At 63.6% G+C, this 14,402-nt stretch carries 13 protein-coding genes and 1 rRNA gene; 12 read left to right on the top strand and 2 right to left on the bottom strand.

Annotation, left to right across the window (positions count from 1 at the left end):
• Nucleotide 1 precedes the first annotated feature (1 nt).
• The 8 genes from DNK49_RS19975 (at nucleotide 2) to DNK49_RS19940 (ending at nucleotide 7,203) form a co-directional block, all read left to right on the top strand.
• Nucleotides 2-646, top strand: a complete 645-nt coding sequence (locus tag DNK49_RS19975; RefSeq protein WP_110528920.1) for an OmpA family protein — start codon at nucleotides 2-4, stop codon at nucleotides 644-646.
• Nucleotides 639-1,397 carry a DUF2894 domain-containing protein gene (locus tag DNK49_RS19970; RefSeq protein WP_165843394.1) on the top strand — a complete coding sequence of 253 codons (759 nt, stop codon included), beginning with the start codon at nucleotides 639-641 and terminating at the stop codon, nucleotides 1,395-1,397. Before DNK49_RS19975 ends, DNK49_RS19970 begins: the two co-directional genes overlap by 8 nt.
• 102 nt (nucleotides 1,398-1,499) lie before the next feature.
• On the top strand, nucleotides 1,500-1,859 hold the full coding sequence (locus DNK49_RS19965; RefSeq protein ID WP_110528914.1) for a hypothetical protein: 360 nt from the start codon (nucleotides 1,500-1,502) through the stop codon (nucleotides 1,857-1,859).
• Between the two features lie 203 nt (nucleotides 1,860-2,062).
• Nucleotides 2,063-3,304: a GTP cyclohydrolase II gene (locus DNK49_RS19960; RefSeq protein ID WP_110528911.1), complete on the top strand. Its 1,242-nt coding sequence runs from the start codon at nucleotides 2,063-2,065 to the stop codon at nucleotides 3,302-3,304.
• Nucleotides 3,301-4,569: a URC4/urg3 family protein gene (locus DNK49_RS19955; protein ID WP_110528907.1), complete on the top strand. Its 1,269-nt coding sequence runs from the start codon at nucleotides 3,301-3,303 to the stop codon at nucleotides 4,567-4,569. Before DNK49_RS19960 ends, DNK49_RS19955 begins: the two co-directional genes overlap by 4 nt.
• A gap of 26 nt (nucleotides 4,570-4,595) precedes the next feature.
• Nucleotides 4,596-5,228, top strand: coding sequence for a uracil phosphoribosyltransferase (upp, locus tag DNK49_RS19950; RefSeq protein ID WP_110528904.1), 633 nt, complete (start codon nucleotides 4,596-4,598; stop codon nucleotides 5,226-5,228).
• Nucleotides 5,225-5,938: a TetR/AcrR family transcriptional regulator gene (locus DNK49_RS19945; protein ID WP_110528901.1), complete on the top strand. Its 714-nt coding sequence runs from the start codon at nucleotides 5,225-5,227 to the stop codon at nucleotides 5,936-5,938. The genes upp and DNK49_RS19945 overlap by 4 nt, the downstream gene beginning before the upstream one ends.
• The gene (locus tag DNK49_RS19940) at nucleotides 5,926-7,203 is read left to right on the top strand and encodes an amidohydrolase family protein (protein WP_110528898.1); all 1,278 of its coding nucleotides are present in this window, start codon (nucleotides 5,926-5,928) and stop codon (nucleotides 7,201-7,203) included. The genes DNK49_RS19945 and DNK49_RS19940 overlap by 13 nt, the downstream gene beginning before the upstream one ends.
• A gap of 18 nt (nucleotides 7,204-7,221) precedes the next feature.
• Here DNK49_RS19940 and DNK49_RS19935 read toward each other — a convergent pair whose 3' ends face one another.
• Nucleotides 7,222-7,614, bottom strand: a complete 393-nt coding sequence (locus DNK49_RS19935) for a DUF2721 domain-containing protein (RefSeq protein ID WP_110529025.1) — start codon at nucleotides 7,612-7,614, stop codon at nucleotides 7,222-7,224.
• Between the two features lie 206 nt (nucleotides 7,615-7,820).
• Here DNK49_RS19935 and prfB point away from each other — a divergent pair.
• The 4 genes from prfB to DNK49_RS19915 all read left to right on the top strand — a co-directional run bounded on the left by prfB (nucleotide 7,821) and on the right by DNK49_RS19915 (nucleotide 13,847).
• A protein-coding gene (prfB, locus tag DNK49_RS19930; RefSeq protein WP_110528895.1) for a peptide chain release factor 2 occupies nucleotides 7,821-8,925 on the top strand; the annotation gives its coding sequence in 2 pieces (ribosomal slippage) (nucleotides 7,821-7,901 and nucleotides 7,903-8,925; 1,104 coding nt in all).
• 130 nt (nucleotides 8,926-9,055) lie between these two features.
• Nucleotides 9,056-10,345: a hypothetical protein gene (locus DNK49_RS19925; RefSeq protein ID WP_110528892.1), complete on the top strand. Its 1,290-nt coding sequence runs from the start codon at nucleotides 9,056-9,058 to the stop codon at nucleotides 10,343-10,345.
• Nucleotides 10,345-11,052 (top strand): hypothetical protein, encoded by a 708-nt coding sequence (locus DNK49_RS19920; protein WP_110528889.1) that lies wholly within the window; start codon nucleotides 10,345-10,347, stop codon nucleotides 11,050-11,052. Before DNK49_RS19925 ends, DNK49_RS19920 begins: the two co-directional genes overlap by 1 nt.
• A gap of 5 nt (nucleotides 11,053-11,057) precedes the next feature.
• On the top strand, nucleotides 11,058-13,847 hold the full coding sequence (locus DNK49_RS19915; protein WP_110528886.1) for an AAA family ATPase: 2,790 nt from the start codon (nucleotides 11,058-11,060) through the stop codon (nucleotides 13,845-13,847).
• A gap of 436 nt (nucleotides 13,848-14,283) precedes the next feature.
• On the opposite strand, the gene rrf is transcribed toward DNK49_RS19915, so the two are convergent.
• Nucleotides 14,284-14,397: ribosomal RNA gene (rrf, locus tag DNK49_RS19910) — 5S ribosomal RNA — on the bottom strand.
• Between the last annotated feature and the right edge of the window lie 5 nt (nucleotides 14,398-14,402).

Raw genomic sequence — 14,402 nt, 5'->3', positions numbered from 1 at the left:
CATGGAAGAAACCGACGCCGGCCTCGAACATTCGGCCCCGGCATGGGCGGTGTTCGGCGACCTGATGTCCGGCCTGCTGGGTGCGTTCGTGCTGATTCTAGTCGGCGTGCTGGGGTTTCAGCTTGAGCTGGCCTCCAGCCTGGAGGCCGAAATCAACAAGCGCCAGGCAGAGGAACAGCGCCGCATCGCTCTCGAAGACGCCCTTGCCGCCCCGCTGGCAGCTGGCCGGGTGACACTGGACGGCGGACGCATCGGCATCAGCGGCAGCGTGCTGTTTGCGTTGAACTCCGACGCCCTGCAGCCCGAGGGCCGGCAGTTGCTGAACAGTCTGGCACAGCCGCTGACCACTTATCTGGAAGGCCGTGACGAGATCCTGATGGTCAGCGGCTTTACCGACGACCGGCCGATCCGGGACAACAACCGTCAGTTTGCCGATAACTGGGAGCTGTCCGCCCAACGCGCGCTGACCGTGACCCGCGCCCTGATCGAGGCCGGCATTCCTTCCGCCTCGGTCTTTGCAGCCGCGTTCGGGGCCGAACAACCCGTTGCGCCCAATGCTGACGAGGAGGGACGTGCCCGCAACCGCCGTGTGGAAATGGCCCCCGTTCCCCGTACCGCCAGGCAGGCAGCTGCGCCCCATGGCTGAAGTCGACAGCGACGGTCCGATGACGTCGGACGGGCAGACAGCGCCACAGCCCGATGCCTTTGCCGACTTGCGCGCGCGTGGCGCCGAGCGCTTCGATCCAGTCGGCCTGCGCCTGCTCGAGGCGATGTCGCGTCGAACCCAGGGGCGCAGCGAGGCAAGCCAGCGCCTGCTGACCCGCCGGCTGGCGACGCGCATCGACGCCTACCGTGAGCGCCTGGAGCATGCCCGGCAGCAGGCCATCACCCGCATCGCAGCCGAAGCCGAACTTGCCACCACCACCCGCGCGCAACTGAACGCACTGCTCGACACCGGAGATTTTGCTGCTGTGCACCGCAACCTCGATGCCCTGCACAGACGAGCCCCCGTCCGCACGCTTGCCGATCTGCTTGCCCATATCGGTCAGGCCGTACCGGTCCGCACACCCTACGCCTCTGACAACGTGGCCCATGAGGACACGGCACGGACAGAGCTGAAGGCAGTACGCTACTTTCGCCGGACCTGGTCACGCCTCGATACCGATCGCCAGCTTACCCGGGCAATGGCACAGGCACCCGACAACGCGGGCCCGCTCAATGCGCATCATCTGGTGCTGCAAGCCCTGACTCAGTTGCAGCAACTGTCGCCCGCCTACGTCGAACGCTTTCTGAGCTACGCGGATACCCTGCTCTGGCTCGACCAGCTCGACCTTCACGCAACGCAGAAGCCGGCCACCCGTGGCAAACGCAAACCGGCCCGTCGCAAACCGGCCTGAGCACCGCGCTTGGGTCCACACCTCAAATCCGTCAAACTTGCAGCCGTTCCACATTTTTCAAGTGGCAAACCAACGCGCTGTCCCCTTATTCAGGAGCCCCCGATGAAAACCTGGTCCGATACCCAGGCCTACACCGCCGCAATCGGTAGCGGTACCTTGCTGTGGGTCATCACCGGCGTGCTGACAGGTGCCCAGGAAGCCTGGGATGCGCAGGTCTACTGGGTGATCAGCTACCCGCTCGCCATCCTGATTGCGGGTGCAGTCGGTCACTTTGCACCCCAGCGTGCGTGGCGCTGGGGGCTGGCCATCGTGCAGGCTCAGGCCTTGCTGATGCTCGTTTCGATCTCGGACCTCAGCCTGGCGCCGCTGGGCTTGGCGCTGTTTGCCGTGATCTCCATCCCCACCGTGATGATGTCGCTGCTGACGGCACGGAAGCGGCTGCGTAACGACGGCTCAGCCTGAACCCTGTCGGGCCTGGCAGTGGCGGCCCCCGCGCAGGCACCAAGTTCGGGCCTGCGGAAACCGAAACACTTGACCGAGCACGAATGCAGTGCGCCCCGGGGGTGGGAAAGCCCCTATTTCGCGCTCAAACCCATGGCATGAAACTCGCTTGACGGAATCTGACCAAACAGTCAGGTTCCGATCGACAGCGCAAGGAGTCCGTCATGGCGTCCCATATCGTGTTGACCTCGCATCCCCGTACCCGTCCCGGACAGCAGCAGGCCATCGAGTGGGGCGCGCCAAGTGCGCGTGAGCGCGGCCCGCTGATTGCCAGCATGAGCCAGCCCAACCATCGCAATGCAATCGGCACCCATTCCGGCGCCTATTCGCTGTACCGGGCGCTGGCAGTCGCGGCGGGCAACTTGCAGGCGGGGCACCGCCCAGACCTGTCCAACACGGCACCGGCGGTACCGATCGGGCCCTTTCCGCAATGGAATGACCCTGGCGCCATCGTCTCACTCGATCCCTGGGGCCACCGGGCAACCGAGGACTTCGCGCATCTGATCGCCGCCGGCATCGACATCCGACCGACCATTGCGGTGACCAAGGCACACATCAACATGCCAGAACTGGCTGCAGCCATGGCGGCCGGGCGCCTGGTGCCCGATGGCGACATCCTGGCAGCCAATGGCGACGTCAAGGTCACCAAGGCGGCGATCGATCCCGTGTGGTATCTGCCTGGCATCGCCGAACGGTTCGGTATCCGTGAAAGCGATCTGCGTCGCACCCTTTTCGAACAGACCGCAGGCATGTTCCCCGAACTGGTCACCCGGCCCGACATCAAGGTTTTTCTGCCGCCCATCGGTGGCATGACCTTGTATCTGTTCGGCGATGTCACAAAACTTGGCGATCCAGCGACTAAAATTGCCTGTCGGGTTCACGACGAATGTAACGGCTCTGACGTGTTCGGCTCGGACATCTGCACCTGCCGTCCCTACCTCGCCCACGGCATCGAGATCTGCATCGAGATGGCACAGCAAGGTGGCGTCGGCCTGGTGGTGTACAACCGCAAGGAAGGCCGTGCGCTGGGCGAGGTGACCAAGTTCCTGGTGTACAACGCGCGCAAGCGGCAGAAAGGCGGCGACCGTGCGGAGACCTACTTTGCCCGTACCGAATGCGTGGCCGGCGTTCAGGACATGCGCTTTCAGGAGTTGATGCCGGACGTGTTCCACTGGCTCGGCATCCGCCGCATCGACCGCTGGGCCTCGATGAGTGACATGAAGCACGGTGCCCTGGTTGCAGCCGGCATCGAGGTGGTGGAGCGGGTGGCCATACCGGACGCGTTGATTCCGGCTGACGCCCGCGTCGAAATGGACGCCAAGGTGGCAGCTGGCTATTTTTCGCCGCAGGGGACACCCGCCGCGGCAGAACTTGAAATTGCGAAAGGACGAGGTCTGCACGAATGAACCCCGCTTCATTTGCCGCCGAAATGCAAACCGCCACCGGCTGGCATACCCCGGTACCAACCGGTCATCCCGCTGCCAGCTTGCTCAGCGCCCGTGCAGTGCGCGAACGCTGTGCAGTGGTGATGGCAGCGGTGGAGAACGGTCGCTCGTCTTTCTTTCAGTGGAACGACGCGGCGCTTCCCACTGCAGCGGCCTACGTCGCTGAAACCATCCGTCATGATTACCCTGATCTGGACGTGCCCTACCACAGCCGCTGGCGTCACTTCGAAGCCGGTGGTATCGACCGCTGGCAAGCACTGAGCACGCACATCGATGTAAGCGATCCGCTGGAACGCGCCCGCGTGGCCATTGATCTGGTCGTACCCAGCGTGCTGCTCGACGCAGGCGCGGGCCCTGACTGGCACTATACCGAGCAGCGCAGTGGCCAGACCCATGGCCGCTCGGAAGGCCTTGCGCTTGCCAGCCTGGCGCTGTTCGAAAGTGGCGCCCTTTCTGCCGACCCGAGCCACCCGCTACGCAGCGACGCGAGTGCCCTTTCTGCCCTTGCGACCAGCATGTTGGCCGAGGTCTTCCAGGTCAGTGAGCGCAATCCACTGGTTGGGCTGCAGGGCCGCACCAGCCTGCTGCGCCGCCTCGGTGAGGTGATGGCGGCCACACCACGGGTGTTTGGCTCGCCAGCCCGGCTTGGAAACCTGGCCGACTATCTGGTGAACCATGCCAGCTCGGGCGTGATCCAGGCCGAATTCGTCCTCGACACCCTGCTGCGCGCCTTCGGCCCGGTGTGGCCCGGCCGCATCAGCCTTGAGGGGGTGTCGCTGGGGGACTGCTGGCCCCACCCTGCACTGGACGATGGTTTGCTGCCCTTCCACAAGCTGACTCAGTGGCTGTGCTATTCGCTGCTGGAACCCCTTGAGGACGCCGGCCTGCAAGTTGCCGGCATCGACCGCCTGACTGGCCTGCCCGAGTATCGTAACGGCGGCCTGTTGCTCGATACCGGCGTCATCCGCCCGCGCAGCCCCGCCTTCTTCACCACGGAATGGCAGGTGGATTCCCCGCCCATCGTCGAATGGCGGGCGCTGACGGTGATCGGTCTCGACCGCCTCGCCAACGCGGTGCGCGAGGTGCTGGGTGTCGATGCTGCCAGCTTCAGCCTGCCCAAGGTACTGCAGGGTGGCACCTGGTCCGCCGGTCGCCGCATCGCCGCGCAGTTGCGCTCTGGCGGACTTCCACCGTTGCGCATCGTCAGCGATGGCACGGTTTTCTGATCGATCATGCACCAAGGGAGGCCGCCATGCACCTGAACCTGACCGAAGTCGATCATCCCCTGCTGAAGCACAAGCTCACGCTGTTGCGCAACGCCGAGACCACCACCGACAACTTCCGCCGCGTCGTGCGCGAGATCGCCGCGATGATGGCCTACGAAGTGACCCGCGACCTGCCCACCGAAATGATCACCGTGACCACGCCCGTCACCGAATGCCAGGCGCCGGTGATTGCCGGCAAGAAACTGTGCCTGGTGTCCATCATGCGTGCGGGTAACGGCATGATCGACGGCATGATCGAGTTGCTGCCCGGCGCCCGTGTCGGTCACATCGGCCTGTATCGCGATCCGCACACACTGCAGGCGGTGGAGTACTACTACAAGGTGCCCGAGGACATTGACGAACGTCTGGTCATCGTCGTCGACCCGATGCTGGCCACGGGCAATTCGGCATCGGCCGCGCTGTCCAGACTCAAGGAAGATGGCGTCACCAGTCTGAAATTTGTTTGCCTGCTGGCGGCCCCCGAGGGCATCTCGACGCTGGCCGAACACCATCCTGAAGTCCCCATCCTGGCGGGCGCGGTGGACAGCCACCTGAATGATCATGGCTACATCGTGCCAGGCCTGGGCGATGCAGGCGACCGATTGTTCGGCACACGATGAGCCTGCGCGCGATCATCGATAAATCCCTTGGCGACAGGCCTGCCGCCAAGGGCCGCATCCGTCAACGCCAGGAAGGCGCCATCCTGAAGGCGGCAGAAAAAGTCTTTGCCCGGGCCGGCTACCAAGGTGCGACCCTGAATGAAATTGCGGAGACTGCCGGCGTACCCAAACCCACGCTACATTACTATTTCAGCTCGAAAGAGGCGCTTTACCGTGCCGTTCTGGACAACATCCTGGCCCTTTGGCTCGCCGAAACCGACACGCTGACTGTCGATGCCGACCCGGCGGCGGCACTGGAACACTACGTGCGTGCAAAGATGCGCCTCAGCGCCGAACGACCCGATGCGTCGCGCGTGTTCGCCAACGAGATCCTGCACGGCGCGGGGCACATCGGCTACTTCCTGCGAAGCGAGTTGCGTGAGTTGGTCCGTGACCGCGCCGATGTCATTGCCAGATGGGTGGCAGACGGCCGCATCGCTCCGGTGGACGGCACCCATCTGTTCTTCACCCTATGGGCGGCCACCCAGACCTATGCCGACTTCGACAGCCAGATCTGTGCGGTACTCGGCAAGGCCCGCCAGACAGTGGCCGACCATGTCCGGGCCACCGACCACGTACTGACCGTCGTCATGCGCACGTGCGGCCTGCCCTGGCCCCGAACAGACGTCCCACCCACGCTCCCGGAAGCTCGCCACACATGCTCGACCTGATCGTCCGCAATGCCAATCTGCCCGATGGCCGCGTCAATATCGACGTCGGTATCACCGAAGGCCGCATCGTTGCAGTCGAACCCGCCCTTCAGGCAGAGGCCGCCGAGGACTTCGACGCCGCAGGCCAACTCCTCAGCCCGCCTTTTGTCGACGCCCATTTCCACATGGATTCGACACTGTCCTACGGCCTGCCGCGGGTCAACCAATCAGGCACCTTGCTGGAAGGTATCGCGCTGTGGGGCGAACTCAAGCCCCACCTCACCCAGGAGGCGGTCATCGAGCGTGCCATGGCCTATTGCGACTGGGCTGTTGCACGCGGTCTACTGGCAATCCGTTCGCATGTGGATGTGTGCGATCCGCGCCTGCTCGCCGTCGAGGCGCTGCTCGAAGTCAAACGACGGGTCGCCCCCTGGCTCGAGCTGCAACTGGTGGCCTTCCCCCAGGACGGCGTACTGCGCAGCCCTGGCGCGCTCGACAAGCTGAAACGTGCGCTCGACCTGGGTGTGGAGGTTGTCGGCGGCATTCCTCATTTCGAGCGCACCATGAACGACGGCGCAGAATCGGTGCGCATCCTCTGCGAACTGGCCGCTGCACGTGGTCTGCGGGTGGACATGCATTGCGACGAGAGCGACGACCCGCTGTCCCGCCATATCGAGACGCTGGCCTTTCACGCCCAGCGTCTCGGCCTGCATGGCCGGGTGACAGGCTCGCATCTGACCTCGATGCATTCGATGGACAACTATTACGTCTCGAAGCTGATCCCGCTGATCCGCGAAGCCGGTGTCGCCGCGGTGGCCAACCCGCTGATCAACATCACCCTGCAGGGCCGCCACGACAGCTACCCCAAACGTCGTGGCATGACCCGGGTGCCGGAACTACTGGCCGCCGGCGTGCCGGTGGCCTTCGGCCACGACTGCGTGATGGACCCGTGGTATCCGCTGGGCAGCGGCGACATGCTCGAAGTCGCACGCATGGGTCTGCATGTGGCGCAAATGACCGGGCAGGCCGCGATGCGCCAGTGCTTCGATGCCGTTACCAGCACACCCGCCAGCATCCTGGGCCTGGAGGGTTATGGCATCGCCCCGGGATGCAAGGCCGATCTGGTGCTGCTGCAGGCCACCGATCCGGTGGAGGCAATACGCCTTGGCGCGACCCGGCTGCGCGTCTGGCGTGCGGGCAAGGTGATCGCACACAGCCCGCCGGCAAGCGCTACCTTGAACCTGCCAGGCCGACCAGCGCAGCTGGACTGGCGGCTGGCACGCTGACCCATGCACCACACAGGGCTACGACTTGCCAGTGCGCTCCAGGTCCTCAACCACGATGGACAAGGCGTTGGTGGAGATCAACACCTCTACCAGCGACAACACCAGGGAAACCGCCAGCGCGATGATGCTGGCGCCGAACAGCGCCTGACCTGCCGCCTCGCCATGCAGGAACAAGGCCAGCATCGACAGGGCACACAGCAAGAAGCTGAGCACGCCGAAACTCTGCATGTACTGGATCAACTGGATGCGCCGTTTCAAACCCGGAATCTGCCTCATCACCACCCCGCTGCCATGCTCCGGCGAAGCGTGCAACTGACGGATGACCTGCGCCAGGGTCAGAAAGCGGTTGGTATAGGCAAGCAATAGCAGCGAAATGGCGGGGAACAGCAGGGCGGGCGTCGTGAGGTCCATGGACATCGGGTCATTGAGAGCTTCGTCCCGATCAGTTTAACGCTGCCACGCCCGTGACGCCCATCCGCGTCATGCGCCATCCGGAGTGCGCGTCACGACGAGACCGTCGGGCGCCTGCGATGCCTTCGCCCTGGTTTGGGAAACGCGGCAGACCCTCATCCAGCAGGTATAATGCCCGGTTTTCCGCATTATCCCCGGAGCCGTACATGGAAGCCGAACGCAAGAACGCCATCGCCGAAAAACTCGCCGACCTCGCCGCCCGCGGTCGCGAACTCCGGAGGTATCTTTGACTACGATGTGAAAGCATCGAAGCTCGAAGAAGTCAATCTCGCCCTGGAAGACCCGTCGGTCTGGAACAACGCCGAACGCGCCCAGGAACTCGGCAAGGAGAAGCGCCAGCTCGAAGAAGTCGTGCTGACGCTGCAGAACATCGAGCAGCAATCCACCGATCTGAAGGATCTATTCGACCTCGCTGAAGCCGAGGAAGATGATGACACTTTCGAGGCGGTCGAAACCGACCTGGGCGAGCTGGCCGGCGCGGTGGAGAAACTCGAGTTCCGCCGCATGTTCAGCAATCCGATGGATCCGAATGCCTGCTTCATCGAAATCCAGGCCGGTGCCGGTGGTACCGAAGCCCAGGATTGGGCCGGCATGCTGGAACGCATGTATCTGCGCTACGCCGAGAAAAAAGGCTTCACCGTCGAGCTGATGGAAGAGACCGAAGGTGAAGTGGCCGGCATCAAGAACTGCACGATCAAGGTCAGCGGCGAGTATGCCTACGGCTACCTGCGCACCGAAACCGGCATCCATCGGCTGGTCCGCAAGTCGCCCTTCGACTCCAACGCCCGCCGCCACACCAGTTTCACCTCGGTGTTCGTGTTTCCGGAAGTGGATGATTCGATCGAGATCGAGATCAACCCGGCCGACCTGCGCATCGACACCTACCGCGCGTCCGGCGCCGGTGGGCAGCACATCAACAAGACCGACTCTGCGGTGCGGATCACCCACGTACCCACCAATACGGTGGTGCAGTGCCAGAACGACCGCTCACAGCACAAGAACAAGGCCGAGGCCATGTCGATGCTGAAGGCACGGCTGTACGAACTCGAGCTGCGCAAACGGCAGGCTGAACAGCAGAAGCTGGAAGACACCAAGAGCGACATCGGCTGGGGGCACCAGATCCGCTCTTATGTGCTCGACCAGTCTCGCATCAAGGACTTGCGCACCAACTACGAGGTTGGCAATACCCAGGCGGTGCTCGATGGCGACCTTGACGACTTCATCGCAGCCAGTCTCAAACAGGGCGTCTGAGCCCTGGTGCCCGGATCGCGGCGGACGCGGGTGAGACATCCAGCCAAGTCATCGACCCGCGCCGTTGATTCACTGAACAGCGCCGAGCCCTGCCGCGGACCTGCCGCGCGCAGGCCCGGTCTCGCATTCCATGACCGACATCGATCTCACTGCCTTCCTCGCTGACGGCGTCACAGCCGACGATGTCCCCGAACTCGGTCCGTTGATGGCCGCACGCGGCATCGTCGGCACCTTCATTTCACTGTTCCGCGGCTCGGATGCCGAAGTCCTGTTACGCCTTCTGGTACTGCGCGAGATCGGCCAGGAATCCGAAGCGCCACGATGGACGCCGGAAACCCTGCGCCGCCGCTTTGCCTACCTGGATCCGGTCAAGCTCGAGACGGTGCTCAAGCGCCTTCGTGACCATGACCTGCTGGCCTTTGCCGACGACGGCCTGTACCACCTGTCCGACCTTGGCCGCAATGCAGTCGCCGCACTCGGCATGTTGCTGCAGTTCAGCGCAGAAGAAGACGCCGAGCTGGGTTTCCTGACCGCTCAACTCGCGGGGCTGTCCGCCACTGGCAACATCACGCCGGAGGCGCTCAGCCATCTGTTGTCCAAGCTCAATGACCTGACCTGGCATTTCGAAGAGGCCATCGCTTCCGGCTCGGAATTCCGCATCGTCACGGCACGCAGCCGCCTGAAGGCCAACGGTCGGTGGATCGAACGTGGAACCACCCTCCTGCGCGAACTGCTGGCCGACCCGGAAGTCGATTTCGAGATTGCCCGTGTCGCTCAGCGGATCGGCCTTGCACAGTCGCGGCTGGCGCGGGTGGACGCCGCCTTCCAGCGCGCACTCAACAAGATCGAAACCCAGCGGGTCACGCTGGGAGGATCCGGCATCTCCTCGTCCGACGTTGCTGCCTGGCTACGCCAGCAAGACGCATCCCGCCTGGCCGAGCTGGTCGTCGGCGCACTCGATGCCTCGCCTGCCCCCGCGCTGCTTGCAGGCGGACACGAACTGCTGGACCGTGCCGAAGCGGCACTCTCCGGGCAGAATCAACAGACCGCGCTGGACACCAGCCTGCCGGCCGCCGAGAACACCCCGCCGTCAATCGCGCCCGAACACGAAGACCTGCGCCTGCTGGAACACTTCGGCGCCCGCCTCGACAAACTGCAGACAGCCGTGCCCTTGCAACAGATGATCGGCGGCGGTGGATTCGCCCCCGCCAGCTACCGCCTGTCGCTGCTCGCCCTCCTTGCGGACGGCGAAGATGCCAGCCCGGCCGACGGACCGATCGGCGCCTTCATGCGCCTGCCTCTGACCGTGTCGTTCAGCGACCGACTGGTCGAGGTCAACGAAGACGAAATTGCGCTGATCACGGCGGGCGAGGTTTGCCCGACCCTCAGCCCTTCTCCCGCCCCCGACGCGGAGCAATGATGGAACACGAACTGCAAACCCTGACCGCCCGCCTGATCAACCATCGCTGGCTACCACGTAATGATCGTCTGGTGCGGCGAGCCCTGGTGGACGAGACCTTCCGCCAGGACCTGGACCGTCGCCTGGGCGCAGTCGGCCTGCGTCTGCTCGACAACCCTTATGCTGCGCATGTCGCCGTCGGTCTGGCGGCCGACATGCATGAACCGGTCTTTGGCGCCAGCCGTGAATACGCAGCCAGCAATCTAGGCCTGACCCGTGACGAGATCGCGCTGCTGATCATCGTCTGGGCACTGATCGTGTTACCCAAACGCGAACGCCAGGTCACCCGCCGCGAACTCGATGATGATGGTCAGGCCGACCTGTTTGGTACCGACAAGCCGGTCGCACATGGCGACAGTGTCTCCGCCGGACTGTCAGAGGCCTCACTGATTGCCGATTTTGGCGGACGCCTCGGCGGCAAGACCAAGGTGCGCAACTTCATGCTTGGCAAGCTCGCCCGCCTGGGTTTCATCGAGCGACGCAATGGCGTGATCCTGGAAGGACCGCTGCTCGACGTCGCCCTCGATTACCGCATGCTGGCCGACCGCATCATCCACGGCACACTGGCCGACGTCCTGACCGAAGCTGGTCACTCGCTACCGCACGCCAATGCATTCGATCTGGCAGACCACCTGCCCGACGAAGATCCCGAAGACACTGAAGGCTGAGCCACATGTTCCACATCAAGACGCTCGAACTCGTTCATTGGGACTACTGGCGCCGCTTCAGCCTGCCGCTGGATGCGCAGATCATCACCATCGTCGGCCCGAATGGCTCCGGCAAGACCACATTGCTTGACGCCATGCGCACCCTGTTCGCTCTGCGCTGCTCTGGCAAACGCGACTTCCGTCGCTATGTCCGCCGGGCCGATCGCAGCTTTGCCTGGATCCGCGCGGTCGTCGCAAACATCCCGGGCAGCAATGGTCGTCGCCCTTTCTTCCCTTGCCTGCAGGACGAGGTCACGCTGGCCTGCCGCATTCGCAAGGCGGGTGGCGAATGGACCCGCGATTACGCCATCGTTGACGGCAACCTGCCAATCGAGGAGTTGGAGAAAGCCAGTGAGTGGACAGGGCTGCGCGACTATCAGACCCGTCTTGCCTGGGGTGGGCTGACGCCGGCCATTGCCAAGGTACTGTCGCTGGAGCAAGGTGACACCGACAAACTGTGCGAATACTCACCGAAAGCGCTGCTCGAACTGGTTTTCGACGTGTTCGGTGACAAGGAGGTGCTCGACAACTACGACGCCGCCCGCGAAGAACAGAAGAATGCCGAGCGCGAACTGGAGTCACTTGGCGTGGACCTCGACCGCCTGCGCGCCCAGTCCGAAACCAAGCGCCTGGAGGCCGACCGTTTCCTGGAATGGAAGCAACTCAGCGACGAAATCCACTCGCTCGAGGCGGAAATCGTGCCACGGCTGGAATGCGCCGAACTCGCACGGGAGATCGAGACCGAGCGTAGCGAATTGCTGCGGCTGAACCGTGAGCGTGCCGACAAGCAGATCGAACAACGCGAAGCCCGCAGCCGCCTTGACGCTATCCGGGCAGAACAGGACGCCGCCACGGCGGAGCGCACACGTCTGAAGCTGCAGGACAAGGCTGCCGAACAGCAGCACCTGACAGCTCATGACCGCGTACGCGACCTTGAGAAGCTGCTGACAGAACGTGACAACCTGCGTGCTCAGTTAGCCAACGAGCACGGCGCTGATGCGGTGGCACTCGAGAAAGCGCATGAAGAAGCAGATGCAGCGCTGGTCACCCTGCGCCGCAAGGAGCGCGAGCTGATCGCAGCGTTCGAGGACAAGTCCGAGCAGCTTCGCAGCGCGCGCCTGCGGAGCGGCCCCCCGGGCGATGCCGAAGTGAATCGCTTCCGTGTCACCCTGGGCGCCGAAGGCATCGGCCATGTCGGACTTGCCGAAGTCATCGAAGTCATCGACCCCGCGTGGCAGGCTGCCGTCGAGGCCATTCTGCGCCCCTATCGCCACCTGCTGCTGCTCGAACGCGACTCGGACCGTCATGCGGCCTGGGCAGTGGGCGAGCGCGAGCGTTTCCGGCACTTCATCGTTGCCGAGCGCGAAACGGCACCACCGCCCAAACCAATGAGCCTGGCTGAAGTGGTCGATTTCTCTGCCCCGGTACCACGCTGGCTCAGCGATCTTCTCAACCGCATTCGCAGGGTAGAGAGTGCCGAGGCCGCACGCAACCTCCCTCGCGAGCAGGAATGGATCACGCGTGACGGATATCACCGCGAACGCCGTGGTGCCCGGCACCTCGGACGGCCACAGGAGTTTCACTTCGGCGAACTCGCGCGCCAGTCCCGCCTGACTGAGCTGCAAGATGAAATCGCCCAACTCGACAGGCAGTTACAGGCTTTACGCCCAAAGCTCGATCAGGCGGGCGATCACTTGGCCAGCATCCGGCAACGTCTGCTCGGACTCCAGTCGGCACAACTGCTCGCTGCCAACACTGAAAAATACGGTGCTGCCGAAGCAGAACTGCCGCAGGCACGACGGACCTTGACCGACTGCATTGCTTTACGCGCCGAAACCCGGGGGGCGCTCGACGAGATCGTCGAGAAACTGCGTGGCATCGAAATCGAGCTGGATCGTCGTCTGCGCGAGCAGAAATCGCTTGAACTTCGTCTGGCCGACATTGCGCGTGACCATGCCCCGCGCCGGCACGCCCAAGCTCAACGCATCATGAAACTCCGTCGCCGGCGTCGTGGCATGCCTGCACAATGGCTGAACAACGCCGAACTGACCCTGCTTGCTGACAAGTACGGCGATGCGCGTGGCGCGCGACTGCAACTGGACCGCCTCCACCGCCATCTTGACGAGGGTGACTGGGTAACCGACAGCACGGTACTCACGCTAAGGGACAGGCTATCCGCCGATCTCACCAGCCGCGAGCGGGACTACGCCGACCGTCAGGCATACTGCGCAACCGCGCGGCGCCATACCGACGACGCCCGTGCCGCATACATCGCCAAACTTCGGGCAACAGTCCGCCAATATGGCAAGAATCTTAAGGCGCTGGGTGACCTTGCCAACGTCAATGTTGACTGCCCCCCGCCACATCTGGACAACGACGATGTTTCGCTGGGCTCCGCCGGTCTCGAGGTACGCTTTGACTTCGATCGGAAGGGTGCGGTAGGCCTGAACGATGGCGAGGCTTCAGGCGGCCAACAGGTCATGAAATCCCTGATACTGCTGATTGCGCTGCTGATGGACGACGCCCGGCCAGGCGGTTTCGTTTTTATCGACGAGCCCTTTGCCCACCTGGACGTTGCCAACATCGACCGCGTTGGCACGTTCCTGCGAGCCACGCGCGCGCAGTACCTGATAACCACACCAGTCACGCACAACGCGAATGTCTTCGCCCCTGCGCAACTCACGCTCGTCACCCGGAAGAAGCCACCCACAGAAGACTGGGCCCCGGCTATCGGCGTACTGACCCGCGCAATCTAGGCAGGACGTCTGGGCTTTCTGGACAGCACACCCCCGCGGCACTAGTGGGCACGCCTTGACCAGTTCAGCAGATTGCCGAGAGCGAGCACAAGACGAACACATTGTTTAGCCCGAACCCGAAAGCGTTCGGGCTTTTCTTTTTCGGGTGTCTAGCGCCACGCCCGCCACCGCCGGGGATCGCGGCAGGCCGAGATGAGCGAGTGTTTGAAGGTTTCGCTGTGCGTGCGCCGGGTGCGACGCGCGATGACGACGTCCATCGTGTCCACTATCGGGATTGGTGGACACGATCTTCAGCGCACTACCGCGCCGGGGGCAGATGGGTTTGCCGGGCGCTTACGGTTTGCCGGGCGCTTACGTGTATGTTTGATTTCTGAGTGGTAGACGTAAAACACCCCAGTCTGCGTTTGGGCGAACTGGGGTGTTTTGAATGGGTTAAGTCTGACGATGACCTACTTTCACGAGAGCGGATCTCACTATCATCGGCGCGTACCTGTTTCACGGTCCTGTTCGGGATGGGAAGGGGTGGGACCAGGCAGCTATGGTCGTCAGACTTAT

The organism is Parazoarcus communis SWub3 = DSM 12120 (genome assembly GCF_003226565.1).
Classification (GTDB): Bacteria; Pseudomonadota; Gammaproteobacteria; order Burkholderiales; family Rhodocyclaceae; genus Parazoarcus; species Parazoarcus communis.
The sequence above is the reverse complement of the archived record's forward strand: the minus strand, read 5'-3'. Positions and strand labels throughout refer to the sequence as shown.